The following is a 25,507-nucleotide window of genomic DNA, read 5'->3' as shown; positions in this document are numbered from 1 at the left end:
TTCCGGAACGACGAAGCGCGAACTCTACGACGCCTTCGCGGCGCTGATCGCAGAGATCAGTGTGCGCTTGAGATCGGCTTGGCTGAAGGGCTTCTGCACCACGGGGCGATCCCGGAACGGCTCACGGATGCCGGCGCCGCCATAGCCTGTCGAGAACACCAGCGGCAGACCACGCTGAACGATCGCCTCGGCCACCGGATAGATCGGCTCGCCGGCGACATTCACGTCGAGGATCGCGACGACGAAGGTCTCTTTCTGCGCCATTTCGAGAGCGGTCGCGAGACGCGCGGCGGGGCCGACGATCTCACAGCCGAAATCGAACAGCATGTCCTCGAGCAGCATCGAGATGGCGGCCTCGTCCTCGACGACCAACACCCGTGCGCCTTTGAGGACGTCCTCGTTGGGTTCCGCGCTCACGCCGAATGGTCTTCCCTTCGATTCGTCCCGAAGTTCGGAACGGTGCCGCGCCTGACGCGGTCTTGAATCGGATTTTGGTGCGAGATGTGCCGGGAACGAGGCACTTAAGGATGCTCGCGACGACGAATATCGTGCAAGAGCGATCGGAGCCGTCGCCTGTTCTGCCGGGCGTGTCAAGCTCGGGATGGCCCAGGAATGAGAACGTTCGGCACCTGATGTTACGAGGCGATACATTCGTAGCGAACCAGTCACCATCGGAATGGCTCAGGCTGCCCGATCCCCGTGCAAGCCCCACACGCCGTCGCCTGTTGGCAGCACTCGTCGTGTTCGCGGCTGCTGGCACAAGGCCGTTGGAGGCCGGTGCGCCGCGTCCCATCGTCGTGGCATCGAAGAGCGACACCGAAGGCGCGTTGACCGGTAGCCTGATCGCTCTCGTTCTCGAAGGACTAGGGCTCACCGTCGAACGCAAGCTTGGACTGGGGCCGACGCTGATCGTGCGTTCGGCGCTGCTCTCCGGCGAGATCGACCTCTATCCCGAATACACCGGCAACGGCGCCTTCTTCTCAGGCACCGAGACCGATCCGGTTTGGAAGACGGGGCAAGGCGGCTACGCGCGGATTCAGCAGCTCGATGCGGAACGTGGCCTCGTCTGGCTGAAGCCCGCGCCGGCCAACAACACCTGGCTCATCGCCGTGCGCGGCAGCGTCGCCCGCGCCAACGGCCTCGTCTCCATGGCGGATTTCGCCGGCGCGGTGCGCAACGGCCTGATCACCCTCGCGGCCTCGACGGAATTCGTCGAGAGTCCAGCCGCCTTGCCCTCTTTCGAAGCAGCCTATGGATTCACCATGCCGACGAGCCGGATCATCAGCCTACCCGGCGGCGATACGGCGGTGACGGCGCGGGCGGCAGCAGAGGGCATCAGCGGGGTCAATGCCGGCATGGTCTACGGTACCGATGGCGCACTCGCTGCCCTCGACCTGACCGTGATGAGCGATCCGAAGGCTGCACAGATCGTCTACGAAGTCGCGCCGGTGATCCGGGCCGACACGTTGGCGCGGCATCCTGAGATTCGCGACGTGTTGGAACGCGTCTTCATGCGCCTCGACGCCGGCACCTTACGCCGCCTCAATGCGCGGATCACCGTAGAGGGCGAGACTGCCGAGGTCGTGGCGCGAGGGTACCTTGCCGAGATCGGCGCTCCGCGATGAGCGTTTCGGCGGGCAGGATGAATGGGCCGGGCAGACGCATTCTGCGGCATGTCTGGCCTGTGGCTGCCATCGGCTGCGCCGTTGTCGGCATTGCGAGCGCGCTTCCTCTGTTCCACATCGCCGCGAACCGACTGGTGGTCGGTACGCCGGTCTCGGCTGCGGCGGCGTTCGGTGTGCCCGGCCTATCGGTATGCGGAAGCTGCCTGCTCGGTAGTGCCTTCCTCGGATTCGGCCGATCACGTCCTTCCGCTCTGGCTGCGCTTGCGGCATTCTCTACCGCTCTGGTGCTGTTTGCCGCGGGACTCGGCACCGCTGCGTCCGACCTCGTTGCCGGTCAGCCGCCCGCCGCCCGCGCGCGGCTCGCCACGGGCGCCTGGCTCGGCCTGATGGTGCTCTGCGGAAGCGTCGCCGTGTCGATTGGCAGGACACACATTCGTGGCGTCGGATGGCTGACGCTCATAAGCTTGCTGGCGGTCTTTTCCGTGCTCTATCGCTCGGGAGGCTTCGACGGGCTTTCGCTCGCGGTGGAGTATCGGGCGCGGGCTGAGAGCGTTCACGCGGCTCTGTGGCAGCACGTCGTGCTGTCCTTCGCGGCGGTCGCCCTGGCGACGGTGAGTTGCGTGTCACTCTACGCATGGCGACCCGGACGCGGCGCGATCGAGATCGTCATTAACGGCCTGCAGGTCGTGCCGGCGGTGGCTTTGCTCGGGGGGCTCGTATCGCTCACGTCCGGCCTGCTCTCGGTGATTCCGTCATTGCGCGCGGCCGGTCTTTCGGCGCTCGGACCGGGACCGGCGATCTTGGCCGTCGCGGTTTATCTGCTGTTGCCGTTTTGGCGCGGGCTACAGGGAGCCTTGCGTGCATCCGACCCTTCGATCCTTGCGGCCGCGAGAGCGATGGGCCTGACGCGCCGCCAGAGTCTGCTCCGCATACGCCTGCCTCTCGGCACCCCGATTCTCATTGGCGCGCTGCGGGTGGCGAGTGTGCAGAGTATCGGGCTGGCGACGCTCGGCGCCCTCGTCGGCGCGGGCGGGCTCGGTGGGATCGTCTTCGAGGGGATGGCGCAGTTCGCCCCGGACTTGATCCTGCTCGGCGCAGTCCCCGTGATTGGGCTGTCGCTGCTGGTCGAGCGAGGCCTGAGCCTTCTGGAAGGCCGCGCACGGCAGCGGTGGCACGGATGAACCTGCTCCATCGCCTACGTCCCGCCGTGTGGCCCCTCGTCGTCGGCCTGGCGCTCGTCGTCCTCAGCCATCCCGTTTCTGCGGAGACGATTGCCGGTCTCCTTGGCGGGTCAGCGCGGCGGCCCTTGAGTTCCGCGCGCCTGATCGAACTCGGCAGCCACCATCTCGCTTTGGCCGGAACCGGCCTCGCTCTGGTCGGCAGCCTCGGCGTCGGGCTCGGCATCCTTGCGACGCGCCGGAGTGCTAGTGGCCTGCGGAGCGGCATCGATACGACCGCTGCAATCATGCAGGCGGTGCCGCCTGTCGTCGTCGTCGCGCTGGCGCTGCCGGTTCTGGGCTTCGGCGCCCCGCCGACACTGCTCGCCCTCGTTGCCTACGGCATCATGCCGACCCTGCGCGGCACGGTCGGGGCGATCGAGGCGGTCTCGTCCGAGGCGCAGGAGGCCGGCATAGCCATTGGCCTGACACCGCGGCAGATACTCACCAAAATCGAGCTTCCGCTCGCCGGGGCCGGCATACTCGATGCACTGCGTGTCGCTTTGGTGCTGTCGATCGCCACCGCCGCCGTCGGCGCACTGGCCGGAGCCTCGACGCTCGGCACACCGATCGTCGCAGGTCTCCAGAACCAGAACCTCGTGCCGATGCTTCAGGGTGCAGGCGCGACCGCAGCGCTCGCTTTCGTCGGCGACGCGCTGATGCTCGCGATCGCGGGGCTGCTGAGGCGATAGCCGTTTTACCAGCAGCCTTCGATGGTGACGGGTCGAAGGCTGCTGGTGTTATTTGTCGAGAAAATCCACTTTCGCGTTCTTCTCGACATGGCTCGCCAGATCGCGCGCATCCCAGTTCGTGAGGCGGATGCAGCCGTGCGATTCCGTCTTCCCGACCTTTTCCGGCTCCGGTGTGCCGTGGATTCCGTAAGACGGGATCGACAGATCGATCCAGACGGCGCCGACGGGGTTGTTCGGCCCTGGCGCGATCTTGAAACTCCGGCGCGTCTTCACGCCTTTGAAGGCGTATTTCGGATTGTAGGTGTACCAGGGATCGAAGGCGGCGCGGGTCACCTTGAAACTTCCGGTCGGCGCCGGCTTCTCCTCGCTGCCGATCGAAGCGGGATAGCTGCGCAGGAGCGTGCCGTCCTCACCGAACGCCTGGACGCGGTGCGCCTCCTTGTCGACCTCGATCCGTACGACCTTCGGGACTCGTGGCAGATCCTTCGGCTTGCCCCGCTCCAGCGGGACAACTCCCGCAACGGTGATCACCGTTCCAGCCGTATCGAGCGGTTTGCCGGGATTGAGCGCCGAAAGCAGGTCGCGCTGCATATGAAAGCGCTCGGCCAGCATCTCGCGCGTGTTGGTGTAGTCCATCGCCTTCAATCGACCCTGCTCTTCAAATTTTGCCGGGATTTTCGCGAACGGACCTTTCACGTCCTCATCGGTGATCGTGTAATTCACTGCGACCGGATCACCTCCGGTCGATTGCAGCTTCTCGAACAACGAGCGGTCGAGCTTACCGGTCGCGGGAAGCCCTTGAGCCGCGGCATAGGCCGAAAGCGCGCCGCTGAGGTTGTCGCCATTTCGCCCATCGATCGCACCCGGCGAGAAGCGCGCACGATCGAGCAGTATCTGGACCTTGATCAGGAGTGGATCGGGCCGGAGATCCTTGGAGGTCGAAGCCTTGGCAGGCTTCCGCGGGGTCTCGGCCTCTGCCTGCGGTTCGACGAACGCTACCGCATTGATCGCATCGAGGGTGATCGGTACCGGCGACGGCGGAGTTGTTTTCGCATCTGTTGCGAAGGCCGGCCCTGAAGCCCAGCCCAGTGCCAGCAACATGAGGCCGCATCGCGTTCGATTTTCGTGCATCGTCGTCAATACCTTGCGGGTCGTAACCGGTCCCTGCCACGCTATAAAACGCTGGCAAGCCTTGCCGTTCCGCCAGGGACATCGCGTTGACGACCGCAGGTGCGCCGCACCCATTGCCTACTGGCAGATACGAAAGCCGACCTTCCGCTCGCGCTCGTCGAGATGCAGGTGGTTGCCGTGTGCGTCGTCGGTGCCGGGTCCAAGCACCGTCGTGAAGACATCGCAGGCTTTGGCGCGCACTGCCGCGAGAAACGCCGCCTCCTTCGAGCCCTCGGGCAGCTTGCCGACAGCGATCGGAGCGCGCTTGGCGAAGCTGAAGCCCATCACGTCGACGGCGTTGGCGAAGGCGTGCTCGCTGAGCTGGGCTTCTGCGCCGTGATTTTGGCCGCGGCAGACATAGCTCCCTCCAAGACTGAAGCCCTTGAAGGTGTCGCCGAGTTCTTTCTCGGCGGCTTGCTGCACCTCTGCCGTCCAGCGCATCAGCCCTTCGGCCAGCCGGCACACCATGGTTTCGGGGGGACCGATGGTGATACCGTTACCGAGCGCCGTCACGTTCAACGGGTTCGCGACGCTGCACTGCCCGTTCATGATCGACGTCATCTTTGCGTATTTGACACCGAGGGCGTCGAGGCTACGCAGACACTCGCTATCGTCGCTGGGCGCGATCGTGAGTTTTAGCGCTGCGTCACCGGAAAGTTCGGTCGGGCGCGCAGGCGGAAGCGGCGTCTCTTCCAGTATCTCGGGATGGGCAGAGAACTCGGACGGCCGTGTCGGCGGCAACGGTGCGTCGGGGATCGCCGACGGACCCGCCGACAGCTCGGGCGGACGAGTCGGCGGCAGCGGTGCCTCCAAATCTCCAACGCAACGGGGCATCTCCGGAGAGGTCGGCTGCATCGGCGGCAGCTCCGGAGGCAATGGAGCCGTTGCGGGCTGGCTCGCCGCCGACCCGCCCGCGGGCGACGGCGCGACCGGTACTCCCGTGGATAATTCCGCCGGACGCTCCGGCGGAAGCGGAACAGATGCGTCGAGCGCGCTGCGTGGTAGCTCGGGCTTCAAGTCCTCGGGCCGCGCCGGCGGCTCGGGTGATGGGACCGGAACGGTTGGGCGGCATGTCGGAAGAGTTGGCGCGTCGTCCGCATGCGCCGGCATAGCGGCCAGGAGACCGAGCACCAGCAGGGCCGATAGGGATCCACGAAAACGAAGAGAGGGCGGCAGCATCCGTACTGTCCGGTGATCGCTACCGCGCGGGTTCCGCGACCGCTGGGCGCGATGATCGGGCCATTTCCTCCGCGCGCCTATGACAGGAACATCACGCCTGCCGGCATTCGCCTCGGCGCCAGCCGCTACCTGCGCTTTGCGCAGCCTGCATGCGCCGCCTATGGTCCACGTCATCCGAAATGCCGAAGACGAGGACGTCGATGACTATCGAAACCCCGCACGCGCCCGCCCTGAAAGCGGCTCATGGCGCCGCGGGCGCCAATCCGTTCGACGAAGCAGTCTGGTCGACGCCCCATGGCCTGCCCCCGTTCGAACGGATCGTGCCGACGCATTTCGGGCCGGCTTTCACCAAGGCACTCGCCGAACATCGGCACGAGATCGCAGCGATCGCGGGCGACGGCCGGTTGCCGACCTTCGAGAACACAGTCGCCGCAATGGAGCGCGCGGGTCAGAATCTCGATCGCGTCGCTTCGACCTTTTTCAATTTGACGGGCAGCAACACAAATCCGGATCTCCAGGCGATCGAGCGCGAGATTGGGCCGAAACTCGCCCGTCATGGCAGTGCGATCTACCTCGATTCCGCTCTCTGGGCCCGGATCTCACAGGTCGATGCCGACGCCGAAAACCTCGGAACGGAGGAGCGGCGCGTACTCGACCGCTACCGCACCCGCTTCCGTCGCGCCGGTGCAGACCTCGGTCAGGAAGCCAAGGAACGGGTCGCGGAGATTGCCAGTCGCATGGCGGAACTCGGCACCCGATTCAGCCAGAACCTGCTGGCTGACGAAAGCAGCTTCACCATGCCTCTGGAGGGTGAGGACGACCTCGCCGGCCTGCCGCCGTTCCTACGGGAGGCTGCGGCCGAAGCCGCGGAAGAGCGCGGTGGCAAGCACGGGCATGTCATCACCCTGTCTCGCTCGTTGATCGAGCCATTCCTGGTATTCTCGACGCGCCGCGATCTGCGCGAGCGGGCCTACGAAGCCTGGACTCGACGGGGCGAGGGCGGCGGAGATACCGACAACCGCACGATCATCGCCGAGATCGTCGCGTTGAGGGCGGAACGGGCGCGGCTCCTCGGATACGACAGTTTCGCGCACTTCAAGCTCGATGACACGATGGCCGGCTCGCCCGAGGCCGCAATGGACCTGTTGCGTGAGGTCTGGGCACCGGCCCGGCAACGCGCCGGGAAGGAGCGGGACCAGCTACAGGCGCTGGTCCAGGCCGAGGGCGGCAACTTCGCTCTCCAGGCGCATGATTGGCGCCATTATGCCGAAAAGCTCAGACGCGCCGAGCATGATCTCGACGAGTCCGAGATCAAACCATACCTCTCGCTCGAAGGCGTGATCCAGGCCTCGTTCGACACGGCTTCCAGGCTTTTCGGCCTCCGGTTCGAGGAGGTCGGCGACGTGCCGCGCTATCATTCGGATGTACGGGCCTGGGCGGTCACCAATGCGGATGGTTCGCCGGTCGGGCTGTTTCTCGGCGATTACTTCGCTCGAAGCTCGAAGCGCAGCGGCGCATGGATGAGCGCCTTTCGCTCGCAGGAGCGGCTTGTCGGCGACATCAAGCCGATCATCGTCAACGTGATGAACTTCGCCAAGGCACCACGGGGCGAGCCGACGCTGCTCTCCTTCGACGATGCCCGCACGCTCTTTCACGAGTTCGGCCACGCCCTGCACGGGCTCCTGTCCGATGTGACCTATCCATTGCTCTCCGGCACCGCCGTCTCGGGTGATTTCGTCGAGTTGCCGTCTCAGCTTTACGAACACTGGCTCGAGCAGCCCGAGGTGCTGCGCCGTCACGCGCGCCACTACCGCACCGGTGAGCCGATGCCGGAGGAGTTGCTGAACCGCCTGCTCGCGGCCCGCACCTTCAACCAGGGCTTCGCCACGATAGAGTATGCGGCATCTGCCATCATCGACATGACGTTGCACCTGTCGTCAGCCGGCGAGAGCGGTCTCGACGTCATCGCCTTCGAAGCGAATGCGCTCAGGCGGATCGCCATGCCTGCCGAGATTTCCATGCGGCATCGCGCGCCGCACTTCGCGCACATCTTCTCCGGCGACGGCTACGCAGCGGGCTACTACAGCTACATCTGGTCGGAGGTGCTGGACGCCGACGCCTTCGATGCCTTTCGCGAGGCCGGCGACATCTTCGATCCGGAGACGGCTGCGAGGCTTCGCCGCTTCGTCTACGGCGCGGGCAATCTCCGCGACCCGCGGGAGGCGTACACGGCATTCCGCGGCCGCCTGCCGAGTACCGGACCGCTGCTCAAGAAGCGCGGCTTGGCGCAGGACGCGGCATAAACGCGGTAACCCTTCGGTAAACAAACGTCCTTAATCAAAGCTTCCTGAGACAATCGGGATGCTGGGCCATGACGGGATCGGTCGAGAGCGCGCAGGTCGAAAAAAAGGGCGTCGGCGCGACGACGTCCTCACCTGCGGATTTGCTGAGAAAGGCCGTCGACGGCAAGGCCGAGCAATCACCGGCGGCAGCCGCACCGACCGGTCGGTCGTGGCCGGGCGCCGATATGCGCCTTGTGGCGGCCATGACGGTATCCCTCGTCATCGGCACCGGCTTCGGCCTCCTCGCGGCTCCACGCGAGCATTCCGGGGAAACCCTGGCCAGGATCGAAGCAGGGCTGGACGCCGGCCGGACACAGGCCAGCCACTTGAATTCCGAGATCGAGCGCCTTTCGAAGACGCTCGCATCCTTGGGCGGATCGACCGCTGCCGCCCAAACCGAGATGAGATCGATCGGCCCGGGGCTGACCGACCGGATCGAACGTTTGGAACAGGGCCTCGATAAGAGATTCAACTCCCTGGCCGAAAAGGTCGCGCATTCGGAGCGGGCTCAGGATGCGCCGCTCGCGCCGTCCGCGTCAGCGGCCGACAAACGCAACGCAGCGCCGCCTGCAACGACCAATGTCGTTGCAGCTTCGGCAACGAAGGCCGAGCCGACGCAGACCGCCAGCATCACGGAAACGAAGCCGGATGCGTGGGCCTTACGCGACGTCTACGATGGCATCGCCATGTTGGAAGACCGCAAGCGCCGACTGCTTGAGGTAGCGCCAGGTGATTCGATACCGGGCCTCGGCCGTGTGGATTCGATCGAGCGTCGGGGAAGAACCTGGGTCGTGGTGACCAAGCAGGGCATCGTGACGCCTCAGACCTGGTAATCGGGTCAGGCGGCGGGAACGTTTCTCACGTCTGCGCGGCTCCCGCAGCCCGACGCAGTATTCGGCCGCATCGCTTCCGCGAGCGATCCAGCGGCAGCCAACCGCTCCCGACCGCGAGCCCTCGCGTCGGCTTTCGCCTGCGGAGTCGAGAAGAGCACGGATGCGAGCAGCGCCGACCCGGCGAAGTCGTTGTCGAGGGTCTTGATATCGAACAGCGGCATCATCGCCTCCCGACCCAGGGGTCGAGCCAGTCCGGCCGTCGGGCAAAAAGCTCGGCCGTACGGGTCCAACGGGCATTGCGGGGATAAGTTCCGCGAAGACTTCGTCGTTTACCGTAATTTCATTATTGCATCGCGAGACCAAATGCGGCGGTGCGAATGCGCACCTCGATACCCTGAACACTTCAAGGCACGCCTCGCCGGCTCGCCTCGAACACATTGCCGGGAAAGCCCGAGAAATCCGTCTCGACCATGAACAGATGACCGGCCATCGGATCGATCGTCGGGTCGCGATCCCTCAGGGCGGTCGTGATGTAGAGTGTCGAGAGGTTTGGACCTCCAAAAGCACATTTCGTCACCAGTGCGGTCGGCACTGGAACGATCCGCTCGATCTCGCCCTCCGGCGTAAACCGCGTGATGCGCGAGCCGCCGTAGTGACAGATCCAAAGATGCGCATCGGCGTCGAGTGTGAGCCCGTCCGGATGCCCCCACGACTTGTCGAAGGTAATTAGGGTTCGCGGCGTACCGATCCGGTCGCCGTCGAGATCGTGGACCCGGACAAAACCGCGGGCGGTGTCGATGCTGTAGACGCGCGAGCCATCCGGGCTCACGACCGGGCCGTTGGTGACGGCGGCCTTGCCGCCGAAGGTCGTCAGCGTCGCTCCGTCCCAGCGGTGGAAACTGCCGGTGTCGTCCTGCTCCGCATCGTCCATGCTGCCGAACCAGAGCGCCCCGTCGGGGCCGATATTGCCGCTGTTGAGGCGGTTGCCCTGGGGATGCGGATCGGGCTTCACGATTGGCCGGCGCCTGCCGTCGACAAGGTCGAGCAGCACGACACCGGATTTGAGTCCGGCCACCACCACGTCGGGATTGGGCGTCAGCAGCGCAAAGCCGATCTTTTCGTCGACCGCCACGCGCCGCGTTTCATTGGTGGCTGGCCAATGCCGCCAGATCGCCGGGTTCTCGATGTCGACCCAGATCAACGCATTCGCGCGCGCATCCCAGATCACCTCCTCCGCCAGCCTGCAGCCGCAGGCGACGGCGACGCGGGGCGTCAGCGGGTGGGGGATCGGGGACATCGATTGCCTCGGGCGCCGTTGGATTCGTAGGCCAACGCAGCCGGGGCTCCAGGTGTCCAGCCCGATGTTCCCCTTAGTGCTTCCTTCACCAATACCGGGAAATGATGTCGCGCCGGACGACACTGCGTCGTGCGGACGTACGGCCGTGCCAAGGCCAGCGAGAATTACCGCATCATGCGTAGCGCCAAGAGCCTATCCGATCGATCTGTGCGTGCAGGGCGCGTTCTCGCTGTCGGACTGCTCGCCGGCTTAGCATGGTGCCAGTGCGCCGGCGCGACGGAGGTCTCAGCAGTGCCCTCCGTGGTTCCGGTGATGGTCGACAATGCGAAGCTGATCCGCCTACCGGAGAAAACGCAGACGGTGGTGGTTGGTAATCCGCTGATCGCCGACGTATCGCTACAGAAGAACGGTGTGCTCATCCTCACCGGCAAGAGCTTCGGCACGACGAACCTCATCGCGCTCGATGCCGGCGGCACGATGATCGCGGAATCGCTGATCCGCGTCGAAGCCCCCCAGGCATCCACGATCACGGTACAGCGCGGGCTCGATCGCGAATCGTATTCCTGCACACCGAACTGCCAGCCGTCGGCGCAACTCGGCGATTCGACCAAATGGTTCTCCGAGGTGAGCGGCCAAGCCGACCAGCGCCGAGCTCTCGCGATCAGCGGAAGCGGCGGCACTCCCGGACGCTGAAGCCGAGCCGGTCGCCCGATCAGATCGTCTGGTTGTAGGCGCCGATACCCTCGTTCTCGCGCAGGATGCCGTCGACGGCCTTGAACATCTCGTGCAGCCGGGCCTCGGAAACCGGGCTCTCGATCACCACGACGAGCTCCGGCTTGTTGGAGGACGCTCGCACCAGCCCCCAGGTGCCGTCCTCGGTGGAAACGCGCACGCCGTTGACGGTCACGAGGTCGGTGATCCTGGCGCCGCCGACGGTCTCGCCGGCCTCCTTCATCTTCTGGAACCGCTCGGTGACCTTTTCGACGACGCCGTATTTGAGCTCGTCGTCGCAATGCGGCGACATGGTCGGCGAACCCCAGGTCTTCGGCAGAGCCCGGTAGAGGTCGGCCATCGACTTGTCGGGGTTGCGGTCGAGCATCTCGATTACGGCGATGGCGGTCAGCAGCCCGTCGTCGTAGCCGCGGCCGATCGGCTCGTTGAAGAAGAAGTGCCCGGATTTCTCGAAGCCTGCCAGAGCGCCGAGTTCGTTCACACGGCGCTTGATGTAGCTGTGGCCCGTCTTCCAGTAATCCGCCTTGACCGCCTGCTTCTGCAGCTCGGGATCGGTATTATAGAGGCCGGTCGACTTCACATCGACCACGAAGGTCGCGCCGGGGTGCAGCTTGGAGAGGTCGCGGGCGAGCATCACGCCGATCTTGTCGGCAAAGATCTCCTCGCCCTCGTTGTCGACCACGCCGCAGCGGTCGCCGTCACCGTCGAAGCCGAGGCCGACATCGGCGCCATGCTCCTTCACCGCGTGGGCGATGGCATGGAGCATCTCCATGTCCTCGGGGTTCGGGTTGTAGCGCGGGAAGGTGTAGTCCGGCGTCACGTCGAGGGGCACCACCTCGATGCCGAGCGCTTCGAGCAGCTTCGGCGCGAAGGCGCCGGCCGTACCGTTGCCGCAGGCTGCGACCACCTTGAGCTTCCGCGAGATCGGCTTGGCCCGGCTCTTCAGGTCGTTGAGGTAGGTGTCGAGGAAGCCCTCGACGAACTCGTAGGAGCCGCCGTCGCGGTACTGATAGGTCCCGCCGCAGACGATCTCCTTCAGCCGACCCATCTCGTCGGGGCCGAAGGTCATCGGCCGGTTGGCGCCCATCTTCACGCCGGTCCAGCCGTTGTCGTTGTGCGAGGCCGTCACCATCGCGACGCAGGGACAATCGAGGGCAAACTGGCCGAAATAGGCCATCGGCGAGAGCGCCAGCCCGACATCCTTCACCCGCAGCCCCGCCGCCTGCATGCCGGCGATCAGCGCGAGCTTGATCGAAGACGAGTAGGAACGGAAATCATGGCCCGTGACGATATCGGGACGCACGCCCATCTCATGCACCAGCGTGCCGATGCCGAGACCGAGCGCCTGAACGCCCATCAGGTTGATCTCTTTCGGGAAGAGCCAGCGCGCGTCGTATTCCCGGAAGCCGGTGGGCTTGACCAGCGGCAGCTGCTCGAACTCGAAGGTGTTGGGCGTGAGCGCGGCATGCGGCTTGGGGAACATCGCGGGCCTTTATCGAAGGGATCGGTTTCGACCGTCATCGCACTTAGAGTGCCGGTCCAGCAAGGGACGTCGCGTCGTCTCCGGTTGTACGCGGCCAGGCTCCGCACACGAAAAGACCGCCGGGATCGCCCGGCGGTCTCGATGAAACAACAGACTGATCCGCAGATCTTATTTCTTGCCGTCCTTCTTGTCCTCACCGGTCGACTTTGCAGCCGCCGCACCGCCCGAAGGCGCCGTCGTGGCGGTCGCGTCACCCTCGCGCTTCTCGTAGCCGGCGGCGTTCGGCGGCCCCTTCATCTTGCCGTCCTCGGCCTTCATCATCTTGCCCGACGCATTCGGCTGCGCGGCCTTGTCTTCGGCGAACGCAGCGCCGGTCAGGGCGAGGGATGTCAGTAGGGCGAGCGAAATGCGATTCATGAGCGTCCTCCTCTGGTTTGGGCAAAAAACGCAAGTGGAGGACATCTCGTTCCAAGTGAGAGCAGGAAAAATCGACACCGTGGGCTTCTCAAAAGCCTGTCTATTACTGCCTGGAAACATTTTTAATCCATCGTAACGCCGAATTATTTGAAGGCGAATGGCATCTATCCGTCTGGCGGATACGGCGAAACTGCATCGCAGCTGTTATGCATGCTCCTGCGCGCGGATTGCCATCGCCGGCCCTCGCCTGTATGAGCCTCCACGCGCCCCCCGACACCCTTGGAGGCAGGGGCGCACCGGGTTCGCTACCTGGCCGTCCATCGTGGGCGGCCTTTGTCGTTCCCGGATCACGCAATCGAAAAGGATCACGCCATGAGCGCAATCAAGCCGCTTGAGGCCGTGGCACGCGACCGGGTCGGCAAGGGGGCCGCCCGGGCCGTTCGTCGCCAGGGCCAGGTTCCCGCCGTCATCTACGGTGCCGGCAAGGACCCGGAAGCCATCGCCATCGACCTCATCCGCGCCCGCACGCTGATCTACGCCGGCGGCTTCAAGACCACCGTGTTCGAGATCAATGCCGGCGGCAAGAAGACCCGCGCGATCCCGCGCGACTTCCAGTTGGACCCTGTCAGCGGCGTGCCCCTGCATGTCGACTTCCTGCGCATCGTCGCCGGCCAGACCGTGACCGTGGAAGTGCCCGTGCACTTCGAGCACGAGGACGCGGCGCCCGGCATCAAGAAGATGGGCGGCACGCTCAATATCTCGAAGCACACCCTCGAGCTCGAAGTCGCGCCCGACCAGATCCCCGATGCCATCGTTATCGACCTGACCGGCCGCGAGATCGGCGACGCGATCCACGTCTCGGACATCAAGATCCCGGCCGGCACCTACACCGGCGAGGCCACCGATTCGATCGCCAACATCGTCCCGCCGACGGTGCTCGGCGCCGAGGTCGAGGCCGAAGAGGCTGCGATTGCCGAGGCTCAGTCCAACGAGGCTGCCGAGGAGAAGGCCGAGGAAGAGGCGGAAGCCGCCGACGCCGCGGACGACGAGAAGAAGTCCGACGACAAGGAGTGAGGGCTGGGCGCTCTGCGCCCTTCTCCACGACCTCCGACACCAGCCCCGGCTCAATCAGCCGGGGCCTTTTCGTTTCGAGACTGGCAGGCCATGCGGCTCATCGTCGGCTTGGGCAATCCGGGCGCCCGCTACGCGAAGAACCGGCACAACATCGGCTTCCTCGCGGTCGACGAGATCGCCCGCGTACACCGCGCGAGCCCGTTCCGGCGGCGCTTCCAGGGCGAGGCGGCGGAAGTCGTGCTCGGCACGGAACGCGCCATCCTGCTCAAGCCTCTTACCTTCATGAACGACTCCGGTCGTTCGGTCGGCGAGGCGCAGCGCTTCTACAAGGTCGCGCTGGAGGACGTGATCGTCCTCCATGACGAACTCGACCTCACCCCCGCCAAGCTCCGCGTGAAGAAGGGCGGCGGCAATGCCGGCCACAATGGGCTGCGCTCGATCACGGCCTGCTGCGGAAACGAGTATCGCCGCGTGCGCATCGGCATCGGCCATCCCGGCGACAAGGCACTGGTCCACGCCTTCGTGCTCAACGACTTCGCCAAGTCGGAAGAACCCTGGGTCGAGGACCTCTGCCGGGCGGTCGCCGACAACGCCGCAATCGTCGCCGCGGGCGAAAACGAGAGCTTTCAGAACAAGGTGCACCTCGCCATGGTCGGCCGCGGCTGGGCCGACGTGAAGCCGCCGGGCAGGCCTGCCAAGACCGGCGATTGACACGAAAACACGGGAACACGATATCGGTCGTCAGGAGGCGGCGATGAAGAACGTGACCGTGACGATGGATGCCGCGCTCCTGCAGCGTGCGCGCGTTGCGGCTGCGCGCGACGGCAAGAGTTTATCGCGGTTCGTGGCGGAAGCCGTGGAATCGCGGGTGGGCCGGCCGCTTACGCAACTCGAAGCGATCCAGCGTTTCTTGGCTGGGCCGTTGATGAATCTGACCGATGAGAACGGAAAGGCCCCGGCCCGCGATCAGATCTACGATGACGACTGATCTCGTTTTCGTCGATACCAATGTGCTGATCTACGCACGCGATGCTCGCAACAGCGACAAGATGTGCTGCGCTCAAGCTTGGGTCCTCGCCCTTGGTGCACGGAGTACAGCCCGCATCAACCTTCAGATCCTCAACGAGCTGACGCGCTGGATCCTTAAGAACGAGGCACGCCGGTCCACCGAGGAAGTTCAAGAGGAAATGGCGAGCCTCGCAGTCTGGGGCGACCGACCCCTGACACAGGACGAGGTGGAAATAGCTTGGGCGGTACGAGCGCGGCTGGGGTACCAGTGGTTCGACTGCCTGCTGCTGGCCGCCGCCGTCGTACACGGCTGCCGATATCTCCTTACTGAAGACATGGCTCACGAAGCGATCTTCGAGAGCGTCACCCTCATCAATCCGTTCCGGACTTCGCCGGACGAGCTGTTTTTACGGAACTGACCTCATGGGCTTCAAATGCGGCATCGTCGGCCTGCCGAACGTCGGAAAATCGACGCTCTTCAACGCGCTGACGCAGACGGCGGCGGCGCAGGCCGCCAACTATCCGTTCTGCACCATCGAGCCGAACGTGGGCGAGGTCGCGGTGCCGGACCCGCGCCTCGACGACCTCGCGCGAATCGCGTCTTCGAAAGAGATCATTCCGACGCGGCTGACCTTCGTCGACATCGCCGGCCTCGTGCGCGGCGCTTCGAAGGGGGAAGGGCTCGGCAACCAGTTCCTGGCCAACATCCGCGAGTGTGATGCGATCGCTCACGTGGTGCGCTGCTTCGACGACGGGGACGTCACCCATGTCGAGGGCAAGGTCGATCCGAACGCCGACATCGAGACCATCGAGACCGAGCTGATGCTGGCCGATCTCGACAGCCTTGAGAAGCGGATGTTCGCCCTGGAGAAGCGCGCCAAGCAGGCCGACAAGGAAGCCAAGGAGTCTCTGGACCTCGTCAACCGCGCCCTGCCGCTGCTGCGCGAGGGCAAGCCCGCACGTCTCGTCGAGCGCAAGGCGGAGGAGGAATTCCTGTTTCGCCAGTTGGGCTTGATGACGGCGAAGCCCGTGCTCTACGTCTGCAACGTCGATGAGGGCGATGCCGATAAGGGTAACGCCTACTCCGAGATCGTCTTAGCCCGTGCGAAGGCGGAAGGCGCGGTCGCGGTCGTGGTGTCCGCCAAGATCGAGAGCGAAATCGCGGTGATGCCCAAGGCCGACCAGGGGGATTTCCTGGAAGCCGTCGGACTCGTGGAGCCGGGCCTCAACCGGGTGATCCGCGCCGGTTACGATCTCCTTGGTCTGGTTACGTATTTTACCGTCGGGCCGAAGGAGGCGCGGGCCTGGACGATCACCAAGGGCACCCGCGCGCCGGGCGCCGCAGGCGTGATCCATACCGACTTCGAGAAGGGCTTCATCCGGGCCGAGACCATCGCCTTCAAGGACTACACCAGCCTCAACGGCGAGGCCGGCGCCCGCGATGCCGGCAAGCTCCGGCTGGAGGGCAAGGAATACGTCGTACAGGACGGCGACGTGCTGCATTTCCGGTTCGCCAACTGACGGGTCCGGCATGGGAATCGCGCTCGAGGATTTCGAGAAGGGCCAGGTGATCACGGGCGACCCGATCACCGTCACACGGGACGAACTCATTGGCTTCGCTCGCGAATTCGATCCGCAGCCCTTCCACCTCGACGAGGAGGCGGCGAAGGAGACCTTCGTCGGAACGCTGATCGGCTCGGGCTGGCAGACCGCCTGCTTCGGAATGCGGCTCCTCCACCGCGACGCCTTTCGCGGATGCACCTCGATGGGCTCGCCCGGGATCGACGAGCTTCGCTGGCTCCGGCCGGTCCTGCCGGGCGACACGCTGCGGGCGCGGATCGTCGTCGAGGACACCCGCGTTTCGGCCTCGAAACCCGACCGCGGCCTCGTCCGTTTCACGTTGGCCCTGAATAATCACGGCGATCACCGTGTCATGCGCCAGGGCTTCACCGTCATGTTCGCCAGGCGCGACACAGCGCCGTCGGCTCCGCGCAGCGTTGCGCCGGCCCCGGCATCCGAACCGTTCCCGGAAGGCGACGATGCGGTGCTGTTGCCGTTTCTCGGGGAGGCCGAGATCGGCGCGGTGCGCGACCTCGGCCGGCATCGATTCGAGCCGGACGCGATCATGGCCTTCGCCAAGGCCTACGACCCGCAGGATTTCCACACCGACCCCGAGGCGGCCGAAAAGACGCATTTCGGCGGCCTCTGCGCGTCGGGCTGGCACACCGCCGCGATCTGGATGAAGCGGCTGCACGCGACCTGGGCGCGCGACATCGCGCTGACGGCGAGGAGCGGGCCGGTGCCGCAGCTCGGGCCTTCGCCGGGGTTCAAGGACATGCGCTGGCTGCGCCCGGTCTATGCCGGCGACACCCTGCGCTACGCGACGAAGCTCGTCGGCGCGCGCGCCTCGTCCTCGCGGCCCGGCTGGGGCATCGCATCCCATCACAACACCGCCGTGAACCAGCGCGGCGAACCGGTCTTCGAGTTCACCGGCTCGGTGTTCTGGCAATGGTCGGCCTGAACCTTCATCCGCACGGAGACATCCCATGCCCCTCGCACGCATCGATCTGGTCGAAGGCAAGTCCGCCGAGTACCGCCGCACGGTCGGCGAGGTGGTCTACGAGGCCATCGTCTCGGCGCTCGGCGCCCCGAAGGACGACCGTTTTCAGATCATCACCGAGCACCCGGCCACCGACCTGATCTGCGACCCGACCTATCTCGGCATAGAGCGTACGCCCGACTGCATCGTGATCCAGCTCACGATGAATGCCGGCCGCACGACCGAGAAGAAGCAGGCCTTCTACAAGCAGGTCGCCGACGGCCTCCACGCGCGCCTGGGCCTCCGCCGCGAGGACGTGTTCATCAGCCTCGTCGAGGTGGTGAAGGAGAACTGGTCGTTCGGGAATGGTGAGGCGCAGTACGCTTGACGTTTCCCACGTCGCCCCGCTCGCCGACCGACATCTCGAATGCTATTCAGATTTCTAGGTATTCGGGAATCGTCATGGCATCCGCAGCCAAGTCCACAGCCGAGAGCACGCAAAGTCGCGATCGTCGGGAACGGCTTCGCGCACAGGGCCTGAGGCAGATCCAGCTCTGGGTGCCGGACACGCGTTCGCCCGCGTTCCAGGCCGAGGCGCACCGTCAGGCGCTGGCGGTTTCCGGCCTGAACGACGATCAGGCCTTCGTCGGCGTCGTTTCCAACTGGTCATGAGAGTGGAGCGCGGCGATCTCTAAATTGCGTCCGACGGAAAAGACTATGCCGGCAAACTCAAGCTCGTCGTCATTGTTCACAACGATACATTCGACGCAAAAAGTTCCATTAACACTTGCGCCTTCACGACCAGCGGCACCGACGCACCACTATTTTGTCTTCCAATCGAACTGATAGACGAAAACCAACTTGATGCCGTTTGAGGTTTCACACCGAGGACCGCACAGGCCATCGGGGGCCTTCGACGGCTTCAAGCCCAAGACAACCCGATCACAGCGCACCGGTTAGGATCGGGAGTGGCGACCCCGGTTGGGCTCGAACCAACGACCTGCCGCTTAGAAGGCGGCTGCTCTATCCAGCTGAGCTACGGAGTCTGGGTGGTGCCGGCTCCCAAAAGCCACGGGTCCCGCCGCCGGTCAACCTTTTGCGCCGACAGGGGCCTTTGCCTTCGGATCGGATGTGTCTCCCATCGAAACGGACGTGGCGTGCCCGGACGGGTGCGCCGGCAGTGCAGGCCCCATCGCGTCGACCGTCGACGAAGCGAGGCGGCATGGCTTTCGGCCGTCGGTGCGGCGTTCTTGCCGACGACGGGGTTATGCCTGCTCGGGACAATCGCTGGAAACCCGGCGTCCGGGTCGCTATACCCGGCCGCATCCGGCGCTCCCGGCCGAACGCTGTCGTGATGAATTCGCTCGATCTTCCAAAGCCCCCGCACGAGACGCGCGTCGTCGTCGCCATGTCCGGCGGCGTCGATTCCTCCGTCGTGGCCGGTCTGCTGAAGCGCGAAGGCTACGACGTGGTCGGAGTCACGTTGCAGCTCTACGACCACGGGGCTGCGATCCACCGCAAGGGCGCCTGCTGCGCCGGCCAGGACATCAATGATGCCCGCCGCGTCGCCGAGGCGCTCGGCATCCCGCATTACGTCCTCGACTACGAGGACCGGTTTCGCGAATCGGTGATCGACCGTTTCGCCGAGAGCTATCTCGCGGGCGAGACGCCGATTCCCTGCGTCGAGTGCAATCGCTCGGTGAAGTTCCGCGATCTGCTCGGCATGGCCCACGATCTCGGCGCCGAGGCGCTGGCGACCGGCCATTACGTGGCGAGCCGGCCGCTGCCCGAGGGCGGGCGCGGGCTCTACCGGGCGCTCGATCCGGCCCGGGACCAGAGTTATTTCCTCTACGCGACCACGCCCGCGCAGCTCGCCTTCGTGCGTTTTCCCCTCGGCGAGATGGGCAAGGACGAGACCCGCCGCATCGCCCGCGATCTCGGGCTTTCGGTGTCCGAGAAGGCCGACAGCCAGGACATCTGCTTCGTGCCGGAGGGCCGCTACGCCGACGTGATCGCGAAGCTGCGCCCGGACGCGACCCGGCCCGGCGAGATCGTCGACCTCGCGGGGCAGGCCCTCGGCCGTCACGAAGGCATCATCCACTACACCATCGGACAGCGCCGGGGCCTCGGCGTCGCGGCCGGCGCGCCGCTCTACGTCGTGCGGCTGGAGCCAGAGACGGCGCGCGTCGTCGTCGGGCCGCGCTCGGCGCTGGCGACGAGCCGTATCCGGCTCACGGACGTGAACTGGCTCGGCGAGCGGCCGTTGGCGGACGTCTCGGACCTCGAGGTTGCGGTGCGGGTGCGCTCGACGCGGGCGCCGCGCCCGGCCCACCTGAGCTGGAACGCCGAGGCCGGCTGCGCCGAAGTGGTGCTGGATACGCCCGAGGACGGCGTCTCGCCCGGTCAGGCCTGCGTGATCTATGCCGATTCCGGTGACCGCGCCCGCGTGCTCGGTGGCGGCACCATCCGGCGCGTGCAGACGTTGCCCGCCGGTAGCGCCGACGCCGCGGCACAAGCCGCGTAACCACCAAAAAATCCTGGAGACGATCGTCGACATGCTGAGCGAGCGAGTGCCCGAGGCGAATGCGGCCGGCCCGAGTACGGCCCTGATGCGGAAGGCCTATGCCCGCTGGGCACCGGTCTACGATGTCGTCTACGACAAGCTCACCGAGCCGGCGGCCCGCGCCGCCGTCGAGGCGGCCGCCGAGCACGGCCCGCGCGTGCTGGAGGCCGGCGTCGGCACCGGCCTGTCGCTCGGCTACTACCCGAAGGGCAGCTTCGTCTGCGGGGTCGACCTCTCCGAGGACATGCTGAAGCGCGCGCGCAACAAGGTGCGCCGCCGCGGCCTGACGCATGTGCGCGGCCTGCAGGTGATGGATGTCTGCCGCCTCGGCTACGCCGACAACACCTTCGATGCGGTGGTGGCGCAGTTCCTGATCACCCTGGTGCCGGACCCGGAGGCTGCGCTCTCCGAGTTCCTGCGCGTCGTGCGCCCCGGCGGCGGTATCGTGCTCGCCAACCATTTCGGCCAGACCGACGGGCCGCTCGCCCGCATGGAAGAAATCGTCGCGCCGCTCTGCACCAAGATCGGCTGGTCGTCGGACTTCAAGTCCACGCGCATCGAGGCCTGGGCGCGCAAGAACGGCGTCGCGTTCTCCGGCGTCGCGCCGACCTTCCCGGGCGGCTTCTTCAAAATCCTGCGGATGCGAAAAGCCGGCTAGCGGCTAGCGCGATGACCATTGCCGGCGAGACGTCCCCGGAGGCCGGGCCGCCGCGGCGCAGGGCGTGGCTGCGCTGGCTTCCGCTCGTCCTGCTCGTAGGCATCTCGATCGCCGTGCTCGTCTCGGGCGGGGCGCATCTGCTCGACATCGACCGGCTCATGGCCTCGCGCGCCTGGCTGCACGAGGCTGTCGCCGCCGACCGGCCCAGGGCGATCCTGGTGGCGGCGCTGGCCTATGTCTGCTGCGTGGTCGTCTCGGTCCCGGCGACCCTCGTCATGAGCATGATCTGCGGCTTCCTGTTCGGCACGGTCACCGGGGCCCTCGTGGCGATCGGCTCGGCGACGACCGGGGCCGCCATCGTCTTCACCATCGGACGCTACGCGGCGCGCGACCTGCTCCTGCGCCGCGCCGGCTCGCGCCTCGGGCGGCTCGCGGAGGGCTTTCGGCGCGATGCCTTCGGCTACGTCGCCTTCCTGCGGTTGCTACCGCTGTTTCCGTTCTGGATGACGAATCTCGGGCCCGCCATCTTCGGCGTCCGGCCGCGCACTTTCGTGCTCGCCACCCTGATCGGTCTGACGCCCGGCGCCTTCGTCTATGCGGCGACCGGTGCCGGACTCGAGGAGATCGTCGCCGCACACGAAGCGGCCAAGGCCGCCTGCCTCGCGCGCGGCGACCAGACCTGCGAGGCCGCGCTCGATCTACGCAGCCTCGTCACGCCCGGCATGATCGCCGGGCTCGTCGCCCTCGCGGCCTTCGCGCTGCTCTCCATCACCCTGCGCCGGTGGCTGGAGCGAAGAGGCTTGCGCACATAAGACTTGCGCACAATCGAGCGGCGTCTTACGCCGCTCGGTGCATATGCATGAAACTTTTGCGCTTTCCGGCCCGTATCGAGCCGATCACCGCTGAGATGCAGGGGCCGTCGTTGGCCTGATGCAACTTAAGGGATGTATATAGGCTAGCATTTGTTAATGTGTTTGCGTGCCGCCGGAACTCGGCGGTCGCGCTACGCAACCGACGGTTTGTTGAAGACCCGCAAGAGGTCGTCATGGGAGTGAGTATCGGTCGACAGTTCGGTGCGGGTCAGGCCATTCCTGCTCCGGCCATGTCGCGCGCGGCGCGGCAACCGCGCCGCAGGTCCCGGCTCGGCCTCTCGGCACGCCTCTTTCTCGTGACGGTCGCCTTCGTCGCCCTGGCCGAGATCATGATCTACGTGCCGGCGGTCGCCAGCTATCGCAAGAGCTGGCTGGCGGACCGGATGACGGCGGCCGCCGTGGCCGCCCTCGTGCTCGATGCGACGCCCGACCACCACGTCTCGGACGCCCTGGTGCAGCGCCTGCTCGCGGGCGTCGGAGCGCGCGAGATCGCCGTCGAGGGCAGCGGCGGCCGCCGTGTTCTCGCCCTGACGCCCTCACCGGATGCGGTTGCCGAATCGGTCGACCTGCGCGGCAGCGGCTGGTTCGAGGCCATCGTCGGATCGTGGAACACGCTGACGAGCCCCGAGCCCGCCGCGATCCGGGTGGTCGGAAGCGGTCGGGACAGTGCGGGCAAGATCGAGGTCGTCCTCGACGAGTTGCCGCTGCGGCAGGCGCTCGCCGCCTTCTCGCTGCGCCTGCTGATCTCGTCCCTCGTCATTGCCACCGCCGCCGCAGCCCTGGTTTTCTTCGTCCTGCAGTGCGTGTTCGTTCGGCCGATGCGGCGTCTCGCCCGCAACATCGCGGATTTCGCCGACAACCCCGAGAAGGCCGAACGCGTGATCGCGCCGTCCGGCCGGATAGACGAGATTGGCGAGGCCGAGGCCGCGCTGGCCCGCATGGAGGTCGTGCTGGCCGGCGAGTTGCGCCACAAGCGCCGTCTCGCTGGGCTCGGCCTGTCGGTCAGCAAGATCAGCCACGAGCTCCGCAACCTGCTGACCACCGCCCAACTCCTCGGTGATCGTCTGGAGAACGTCGCGGACCCGGTGGTGCAGCGCGTCGCGCCGCGCCTCGTCGCCACCCTCGATCGCGCGAACCGCTTCTGCGAGGCGACGCTCGCCTATGGCCGCGCCGCCGAGCGACATCCGCAGCGCGCGATGGTGCCGCTCGCGCGGATCCTCGACGAACTGCCGGATCTTGCCGCCCTCTCGCGCGATGCACGGGTCCGGATCTCGATCCGGTCTCAGCCCGGGCTCGGCGTCGATGCCGATGCCGAACAGCTCTCGCGTGCGCTGACGAACCTCGTCCGCAACGCCGTCCAGGCGCTCGATGCTGCCGGCGGCATGTCCCCGACGGTCACGGTCGAGGCCCGCCGCGAGGGGTGCCTGGGCACGGGCTTGGTGACGATCGCCGTGACAGACAACGGCCCCGGCTTGCCGGACCGGGCCAAAGCGCACCTGTTCTCGCCGTTCCAGGGGTCGATGCGCGCGGGCGGCACTGGGCTCGGCCTCGCCATCGCGGCCGAGCTCGCCGAACTCAACGGCGGCACCCTCCGTCTCGACCCGACCGACACCGGCGCGCGGTTCCTGCTGGAAATCCCCGATCGGCAGGCCCACGCCGAAGCCGCCTGAACTTGTTCGCGTAGTCCTTACGGCTGACGCCTACCGGGCTATCCGCCGCACGAGCGGCGGCGCCCAGTCGCGCTTGCCGACAGCCTGCGGCCCGTCGGACCTACTCCGCCGCCGCCAGCGACATCTCCGGCACGGTGACGCCGATGTCGCGCAACAGCGCGGCGTCCTCGTCGGCCTCGTTGTTGGCCGTGGTGAGCAGGCGCTCGCCGTAGAAGATCGAGTTGGCGCCGGCCAGGAAGCACAGGATCTGCGCCTCGCGGGTCAGGCCCTTGCGGCCGGCGCTGAGCCGGACCCGCGCCTTCGGCATCACGATGCGGGCGGTGGCGCACATCCGCACGAGGTCGAGGGGATCGACCGGCGGCCGGTCCTCCAGCGGCGTGCCCTCGACGGCGACCAGCGCGTTGATCGGCACGCTCTCGGGATGCGGCGCGTGGTTGGCCAGCAGCTGCAGCATCTCGACCCGGTCGCGCACCCGCTCGCCCATGCCGACGATGCCGCCGCAGCAGACGCCGATGCCGGCCTTGCGCACGTTCTCCAGCGTCTTGAGGCGATCCTCGTAGGTCCGCGTCGAGATGATGTCGCCGTAGAATTCCGGGCCGGTGTCGAGGTTGTGATTGTAGGACGTGAGGCCCGCCTCGGCGAGACGGCCGGCCTGCGACGCCGATAGCATGCCGAGGGTGACGCAGGCTTCCATGCCCATGGCCTTCACGCCGCGTACCATCGCCAGCACCGAGTCGAATTCCGGACCGTCCTTGGGCTGCCGCCAGGCTGCGCCCATGCAGAAGCGGTGGGCGCCCTGCGACTTGGCGGCGGCGGCCTCGCGCAGCACCGCGTCAACCGGCATCAGGCGCTCGCGGGGTAGGGCCGCGCCCTTGTGATGGGCCGATTGCGGGCAATAGGCACAATCCTCGGGACAGCCGCCGGTCTTGATCGAGAGCAGCGCGGCCCGCTGGATGTCGGCCGGATCGTTATGCGCCCGGTGGACCGTGCTGGCGCGATGGACGAGGTCGAGCAACGGCAGATCGTGGATCGCCTGAACCTCTGCGAGGCTCCAGTCGTGACGGATCGGGTTGTCGGCGAGGCGGGGGAGGGTCGTCGGCTGCGTCATGCGCCCATCAGGCGAATCCGCGCGCGAAAATCAAGACGGCGGAGTCGCACCCGGCCAAGGTTCGGTTGTCCACAGGGCATAACACGCTTACATCCGGCGTCCCCGGAGCCGATGCGCCTGTGACGGTATCGCGAGCTCGAACGGGCCTGCGTGGCTTTGGGGCTTGCAGTGACGGGGCGGCCGCGGACCAGTTCTCTGCGACGATCCTGTGAGGCTCAGTGGGCCGGGTCGCTGTCGGCGTGTCGGGAGCGCGGGGAACAGGAACCGCGACCTCGGCGCACGGCCCACACATCGGTGCAGAAGTGGCCTTGTGCCGAGACGAGACGCCGTGCCGGACGCCGTGTGAGCCTTCATTCACGCTTCCGCGCAATTCTGGGGACAGGCCGGGAACCCTCTGCCTCCAGTAGCGTCTCTTCGGGCCATTCGATCATGCGGCGCCTTCTGACGGGCGGTATCAAGGCGATCCTCGCCATCGCCGCACTCTCCACCGCGGCCCATTGGGCCATGCGCGTCCAGCGCGATCCGGCCGCACCCGCGTCCGTCGGCGCCATGGCCGCGATTCCCGACCCCGTGTCGACGGGCTCGATCACGCCGCGCAAGGTCGAGCGGCCGCAGGCGATGGCGCAGCCCGCCACGCAGGGCTTCGACCAGCAGCATCTCATGAAGCTGTTCTCCGGTGCTGCGCCCGAGAAGAAATCCCAGAAATCGGTCGTGGCGAAGCGCTGAGCCGCGCTCAACGCGCAGGCAGGCCGCCCCCGTCGAGGGGGGCCAGCTTCGGCGCATCCGCCAGCACGGTGGCTGCCACCTTCCGGCGTTTCGAAAACAGCGTCGCCAGCGGAGCGAGATCGGGCGCCGTCGCCCCGCCTGCGCCGTAGACGGAGCTGTCGAGGGCCGACATCGCCACCATGGCGGCGGGGTCGGTGCGCCAGACCTCCGCGAGTTCCGGCTCGGCCTGCAGCCCCCGGCCCAGCGCCGCGCGGAACGCCACCGCATCGCCGGAGGCTGCCGCCCGCCGCAGGGCGCTACGT

Annotated in this window: 27 protein-coding genes, 1 tRNA gene and 1 pseudogene; 19 read left to right on the top strand and 10 right to left on the bottom strand. The window is 66.5% G+C overall.

Annotated elements, in window-relative coordinates:
* Positions 1-24: 24 nt before the first annotated feature.
* A complete protein-coding gene (locus FV217_RS05225) occupies positions 25-417 on the bottom strand; it encodes a response regulator (RefSeq protein ID WP_147814992.1) in 393 nt (130 codons plus the stop codon).
* A gap of 323 nt (positions 418-740) precedes the next feature.
* On the opposite strand from FV217_RS05225, the gene FV217_RS05220 reads away from it, so the two are divergent.
* The 3 genes from FV217_RS05220 to FV217_RS05210 are packed head-to-tail and all read left to right on the top strand — an operon-like array spanning position 741 to position 3,534.
* Entirely contained in the window at positions 741-1,625 is an 885-nt protein-coding gene (locus FV217_RS05220; protein ID WP_238230682.1) for an ABC transporter substrate-binding protein, read from the top strand.
* The gene (locus tag FV217_RS05215; protein ID WP_147814988.1) at positions 1,622-2,806 is read left to right on the top strand and encodes an ABC transporter permease subunit; all 1,185 of its coding nucleotides are present in this window, start codon (positions 1,622-1,624) and stop codon (positions 2,804-2,806) included. The genes FV217_RS05220 and FV217_RS05215 overlap by 4 nt, the downstream gene beginning before the upstream one ends.
* Positions 2,803-3,534 carry an ABC transporter permease subunit gene (locus tag FV217_RS05210; RefSeq protein ID WP_147814986.1) on the top strand — a complete coding sequence of 244 codons (732 nt, stop codon included), beginning with the start codon at positions 2,803-2,805 and terminating at the stop codon, positions 3,532-3,534. Before FV217_RS05215 ends, FV217_RS05210 begins: the two co-directional genes overlap by 4 nt.
* Before the next feature lie 48 nt (positions 3,535-3,582).
* On the opposite strand, the gene FV217_RS05205 is transcribed toward FV217_RS05210, so the two are convergent.
* Both FV217_RS05205 and FV217_RS05200 read right to left on the bottom strand, forming a co-directional pair.
* Positions 3,583-4,779, bottom strand: a complete 1,197-nt coding sequence (locus FV217_RS05205) for a L,D-transpeptidase (protein ID WP_238230626.1) — start codon at positions 4,777-4,779, stop codon at positions 3,583-3,585.
* 3 nt (positions 4,780-4,782) lie between these two features.
* Positions 4,783-5,559, bottom strand: coding sequence for an extensin family protein (locus FV217_RS05200; RefSeq protein ID WP_246682716.1), 777 nt, complete (start codon positions 5,557-5,559; stop codon positions 4,783-4,785).
* A 524-nt stretch (positions 5,560-6,083) separates the two neighbouring features.
* Here FV217_RS05200 and FV217_RS05195 point away from each other — a divergent pair.
* Positions 6,084-8,186 carry a M3 family metallopeptidase gene (locus FV217_RS05195; RefSeq protein ID WP_147814984.1) on the top strand — a complete coding sequence of 701 codons (2,103 nt, stop codon included), beginning with the start codon at positions 6,084-6,086 and terminating at the stop codon, positions 8,184-8,186.
* A 68-nt stretch (positions 8,187-8,254) separates the two neighbouring features.
* A complete protein-coding gene (locus FV217_RS05190) occupies positions 8,255-9,058 on the top strand; it encodes a hypothetical protein (protein WP_147814982.1) in 804 nt (267 codons plus the stop codon).
* Between the two features lie 5 nt (positions 9,059-9,063).
* On the opposite strand, the gene FV217_RS05185 is transcribed toward FV217_RS05190, so the two are convergent.
* Together FV217_RS05185 and FV217_RS05180 are read right to left on the bottom strand one after the other, a co-directional pair.
* Positions 9,064-9,279 (bottom strand): hypothetical protein, encoded by a 216-nt coding sequence (locus FV217_RS05185; protein ID WP_187272441.1) that lies wholly within the window; start codon positions 9,277-9,279, stop codon positions 9,064-9,066.
* Between the two features lie 182 nt (positions 9,280-9,461).
* Complete coding sequence (locus FV217_RS05180) at positions 9,462-10,478, bottom strand: SMP-30/gluconolactonase/LRE family protein (RefSeq protein WP_238230621.1); 1,017 nt, start codon at positions 10,476-10,478, stop codon at positions 9,462-9,464.
* Between the two features lie 189 nt (positions 10,479-10,667).
* Between FV217_RS05180 and FV217_RS05175 the strand changes: the two genes are divergently transcribed.
* Positions 10,668-11,048, top strand: coding sequence for a pilus assembly protein N-terminal domain-containing protein (locus tag FV217_RS05175; RefSeq protein ID WP_238230680.1), 381 nt, complete (start codon positions 10,668-10,670; stop codon positions 11,046-11,048).
* A gap of 19 nt (positions 11,049-11,067) precedes the next feature.
* Here FV217_RS05175 and FV217_RS05170 read toward each other — a convergent pair whose 3' ends face one another.
* Positions 11,068-12,570 (bottom strand): phosphomannomutase/phosphoglucomutase, encoded by a 1,503-nt coding sequence (locus FV217_RS05170; protein WP_147814978.1) that lies wholly within the window; start codon positions 12,568-12,570, stop codon positions 11,068-11,070.
* 168 nt (positions 12,571-12,738) lie between these two features.
* Complete coding sequence (locus tag FV217_RS05165) at positions 12,739-12,987, bottom strand: hypothetical protein (protein ID WP_147814976.1); 249 nt, start codon at positions 12,985-12,987, stop codon at positions 12,739-12,741.
* Between the two features lie 372 nt (positions 12,988-13,359).
* Here FV217_RS05165 and FV217_RS05160 point away from each other — a divergent pair, with 372 nt between their 5' ends.
* The 8 genes from FV217_RS05160 (at position 13,360) to FV217_RS05125 (ending at position 18,280) form a co-directional block, all read left to right on the top strand.
* Positions 13,360-14,061 carry a 50S ribosomal protein L25/general stress protein Ctc gene (locus tag FV217_RS05160; protein WP_147814974.1) on the top strand — a complete coding sequence of 234 codons (702 nt, stop codon included), beginning with the start codon at positions 13,360-13,362 and terminating at the stop codon, positions 14,059-14,061.
* A 90-nt stretch (positions 14,062-14,151) separates the two neighbouring features.
* Positions 14,152-14,772 (top strand): aminoacyl-tRNA hydrolase, encoded by a 621-nt coding sequence (gene pth, locus FV217_RS05155; protein ID WP_147814972.1) that lies wholly within the window; start codon positions 14,152-14,154, stop codon positions 14,770-14,772.
* Positions 14,773-14,815: 43 nt separating this feature from the next.
* Complete coding sequence (locus FV217_RS05150) at positions 14,816-15,049, top strand: hypothetical protein (protein WP_147814970.1); 234 nt, start codon at positions 14,816-14,818, stop codon at positions 15,047-15,049.
* Positions 15,039-15,488, top strand: coding sequence for a PIN domain-containing protein (locus FV217_RS05145; protein ID WP_187272440.1), 450 nt, complete (start codon positions 15,039-15,041; stop codon positions 15,486-15,488). Before FV217_RS05150 ends, FV217_RS05145 begins: the two co-directional genes overlap by 11 nt.
* Positions 15,489-15,492: 4 nt before the next feature.
* Entirely contained in the window at positions 15,493-16,590 is a 1,098-nt protein-coding gene (gene ychF, locus FV217_RS05140) for a redox-regulated ATPase YchF (protein WP_147814967.1), read from the top strand.
* Positions 16,591-16,600: 10 nt separating this feature from the next.
* Positions 16,601-17,590, top strand: a complete 990-nt coding sequence (locus FV217_RS05135) for a MaoC family dehydratase (RefSeq protein ID WP_147814965.1) — start codon at positions 16,601-16,603, stop codon at positions 17,588-17,590.
* Positions 17,591-17,615: 25 nt separating this feature from the next.
* The gene (locus tag FV217_RS05130) at positions 17,616-17,996 is read left to right on the top strand and encodes a tautomerase family protein (RefSeq protein WP_147814963.1); all 381 of its coding nucleotides are present in this window, start codon (positions 17,616-17,618) and stop codon (positions 17,994-17,996) included.
* Entirely contained in the window at positions 17,993-18,280 is a 288-nt protein-coding gene (locus FV217_RS05125; protein WP_306424620.1) for an antitoxin MazE family protein, read from the top strand. The genes FV217_RS05130 and FV217_RS05125 overlap by 4 nt, the downstream gene beginning before the upstream one ends.
* 297 nt (positions 18,281-18,577) lie before the next feature.
* On the opposite strand, the gene FV217_RS05120 is transcribed toward FV217_RS05125, so the two are convergent.
* Positions 18,578-18,654 (bottom strand) — tRNA-Arg (locus FV217_RS05120).
* Between the two features lie 308 nt (positions 18,655-18,962).
* On the opposite strand from FV217_RS05120, the gene mnmA reads away from it, so the two are divergent.
* The 4 genes from mnmA to FV217_RS05100 all read left to right on the top strand — a co-directional run bounded on the left by mnmA (position 18,963) and on the right by FV217_RS05100 (position 23,371).
* Positions 18,963-20,132, top strand: coding sequence for a tRNA 2-thiouridine(34) synthase MnmA (gene mnmA, locus FV217_RS05115; RefSeq protein WP_147815116.1), 1,170 nt, complete (start codon positions 18,963-18,965; stop codon positions 20,130-20,132).
* 31 nt (positions 20,133-20,163) lie between these two features.
* Positions 20,164-20,829 (top strand): class I SAM-dependent methyltransferase, encoded by a 666-nt coding sequence (locus FV217_RS05110; RefSeq protein ID WP_147814961.1) that lies wholly within the window; start codon positions 20,164-20,166, stop codon positions 20,827-20,829.
* 11 nt (positions 20,830-20,840) lie between these two features.
* Complete coding sequence (locus FV217_RS05105; protein ID WP_147814959.1) at positions 20,841-21,641, top strand: TVP38/TMEM64 family protein; 801 nt, start codon at positions 20,841-20,843, stop codon at positions 21,639-21,641.
* 290 nt (positions 21,642-21,931) lie between these two features.
* Positions 21,932-23,371, top strand: a complete 1,440-nt coding sequence (locus FV217_RS05100; protein ID WP_246682721.1) for a HAMP domain-containing sensor histidine kinase — start codon at positions 21,932-21,934, stop codon at positions 23,369-23,371.
* Positions 23,372-23,471: 100 nt separating this feature from the next.
* On the opposite strand, the gene bioB is transcribed toward FV217_RS05100, so the two are convergent.
* Positions 23,472-24,479 carry a biotin synthase BioB gene (gene bioB, locus FV217_RS05095; RefSeq protein WP_147814955.1) on the bottom strand — a complete coding sequence of 336 codons (1,008 nt, stop codon included), beginning with the start codon at positions 24,477-24,479 and terminating at the stop codon, positions 23,472-23,474.
* A gap of 429 nt (positions 24,480-24,908) precedes the next feature.
* Here bioB and FV217_RS05090 point away from each other — a divergent pair, with 429 nt between their 5' ends.
* A complete protein-coding gene (locus FV217_RS05090; RefSeq protein WP_147814953.1) occupies positions 24,909-25,205 on the top strand; it encodes a hypothetical protein in 297 nt (98 codons plus the stop codon).
* A gap of 7 nt (positions 25,206-25,212) precedes the next feature.
* Here the strand turns inward: FV217_RS05090 and FV217_RS22725 are convergent.
* Positions 25,213-25,507, bottom strand: a pseudogene (locus tag FV217_RS22725) (hypothetical protein); the annotation flags it as partial.

Source organism: Methylobacterium sp. WL9 (assembly GCF_008040035.1).
In the GTDB taxonomy this organism is placed as follows: Bacteria; Pseudomonadota; Alphaproteobacteria; order Rhizobiales; family Beijerinckiaceae; genus Methylobacterium; species Methylobacterium thuringiense.
The sequence above is the reverse complement of the archived record's forward strand: the minus strand, read 5'-3'. Positions and strand labels throughout refer to the sequence as shown.

Excerpts from the sequence above, each read along its gene's own strand:
- FV217_RS05215 (WP_147814988.1), top strand. The coding sequence starts at position 1,622 with ATGAGCGTTTCGGCGGGCAGGATGAATGGGCCGGGCAGACGCATTCTG.
- FV217_RS05210 (WP_147814986.1), top strand. The coding sequence starts at position 2,803 with ATGAACCTGCTCCATCGCCTACGTCCCGCCGTGTGGCCCCTCGTCGTC.
- FV217_RS05205 (WP_238230626.1), bottom strand. The coding sequence starts at position 4,779 with ATGGGTGCGGCGCACCTGCGGTCGTCAACGCGATGTCCCTGGCGGAAC.
- FV217_RS05200 (WP_246682716.1), bottom strand. The coding sequence starts at position 5,559 with ATGCAGCCGACCTCTCCGGAGATGCCCCGTTGCGTTGGAGATTTGGAG.
- FV217_RS05195 (WP_147814984.1), top strand. The coding sequence starts at position 6,084 with ATGACTATCGAAACCCCGCACGCGCCCGCCCTGAAAGCGGCTCATGGC.
- FV217_RS05190 (WP_147814982.1), top strand. The coding sequence starts at position 8,255 with ATGACGGGATCGGTCGAGAGCGCGCAGGTCGAAAAAAAGGGCGTCGGC.
- FV217_RS05185 (WP_187272441.1), bottom strand. The coding sequence starts at position 9,279 with ATGCCGCTGTTCGATATCAAGACCCTCGACAACGACTTCGCCGGGTCG.
- FV217_RS05175 (WP_238230680.1), top strand. The coding sequence starts at position 10,668 with ATGGTCGACAATGCGAAGCTGATCCGCCTACCGGAGAAAACGCAGACG.
- FV217_RS05170 (WP_147814978.1), bottom strand. The coding sequence starts at position 12,570 with ATGTTCCCCAAGCCGCATGCCGCGCTCACGCCCAACACCTTCGAGTTC.
- FV217_RS05165 (WP_147814976.1), bottom strand. The coding sequence starts at position 12,987 with ATGAATCGCATTTCGCTCGCCCTACTGACATCCCTCGCCCTGACCGGC.
- FV217_RS05160 (WP_147814974.1), top strand. The coding sequence starts at position 13,360 with ATGAGCGCAATCAAGCCGCTTGAGGCCGTGGCACGCGACCGGGTCGGC.
- pth (WP_147814972.1), top strand. The coding sequence starts at position 14,152 with ATGCGGCTCATCGTCGGCTTGGGCAATCCGGGCGCCCGCTACGCGAAG.
- FV217_RS05150 (WP_147814970.1), top strand. The coding sequence starts at position 14,816 with ATGAAGAACGTGACCGTGACGATGGATGCCGCGCTCCTGCAGCGTGCG.
- FV217_RS05145 (WP_187272440.1), top strand. The coding sequence starts at position 15,039 with ATGACGACTGATCTCGTTTTCGTCGATACCAATGTGCTGATCTACGCA.
- ychF (WP_147814967.1), top strand. The coding sequence starts at position 15,493 with ATGGGCTTCAAATGCGGCATCGTCGGCCTGCCGAACGTCGGAAAATCG.
- FV217_RS05135 (WP_147814965.1), top strand. The coding sequence starts at position 16,601 with ATGGGAATCGCGCTCGAGGATTTCGAGAAGGGCCAGGTGATCACGGGC.
- FV217_RS05130 (WP_147814963.1), top strand. The coding sequence starts at position 17,616 with ATGCCCCTCGCACGCATCGATCTGGTCGAAGGCAAGTCCGCCGAGTAC.
- mnmA (WP_147815116.1), top strand. The coding sequence starts at position 18,963 with ATGAATTCGCTCGATCTTCCAAAGCCCCCGCACGAGACGCGCGTCGTC.
- FV217_RS05110 (WP_147814961.1), top strand. The coding sequence starts at position 20,164 with ATGCTGAGCGAGCGAGTGCCCGAGGCGAATGCGGCCGGCCCGAGTACG.
- FV217_RS05105 (WP_147814959.1), top strand. The coding sequence starts at position 20,841 with ATGACCATTGCCGGCGAGACGTCCCCGGAGGCCGGGCCGCCGCGGCGC.
- FV217_RS05100 (WP_246682721.1), top strand. The coding sequence starts at position 21,932 with ATGTCGCGCGCGGCGCGGCAACCGCGCCGCAGGTCCCGGCTCGGCCTC.
- bioB (WP_147814955.1), bottom strand. The coding sequence starts at position 24,479 with ATGACGCAGCCGACGACCCTCCCCCGCCTCGCCGACAACCCGATCCGT.
- FV217_RS05090 (WP_147814953.1), top strand. The coding sequence starts at position 24,909 with ATGCGGCGCCTTCTGACGGGCGGTATCAAGGCGATCCTCGCCATCGCC.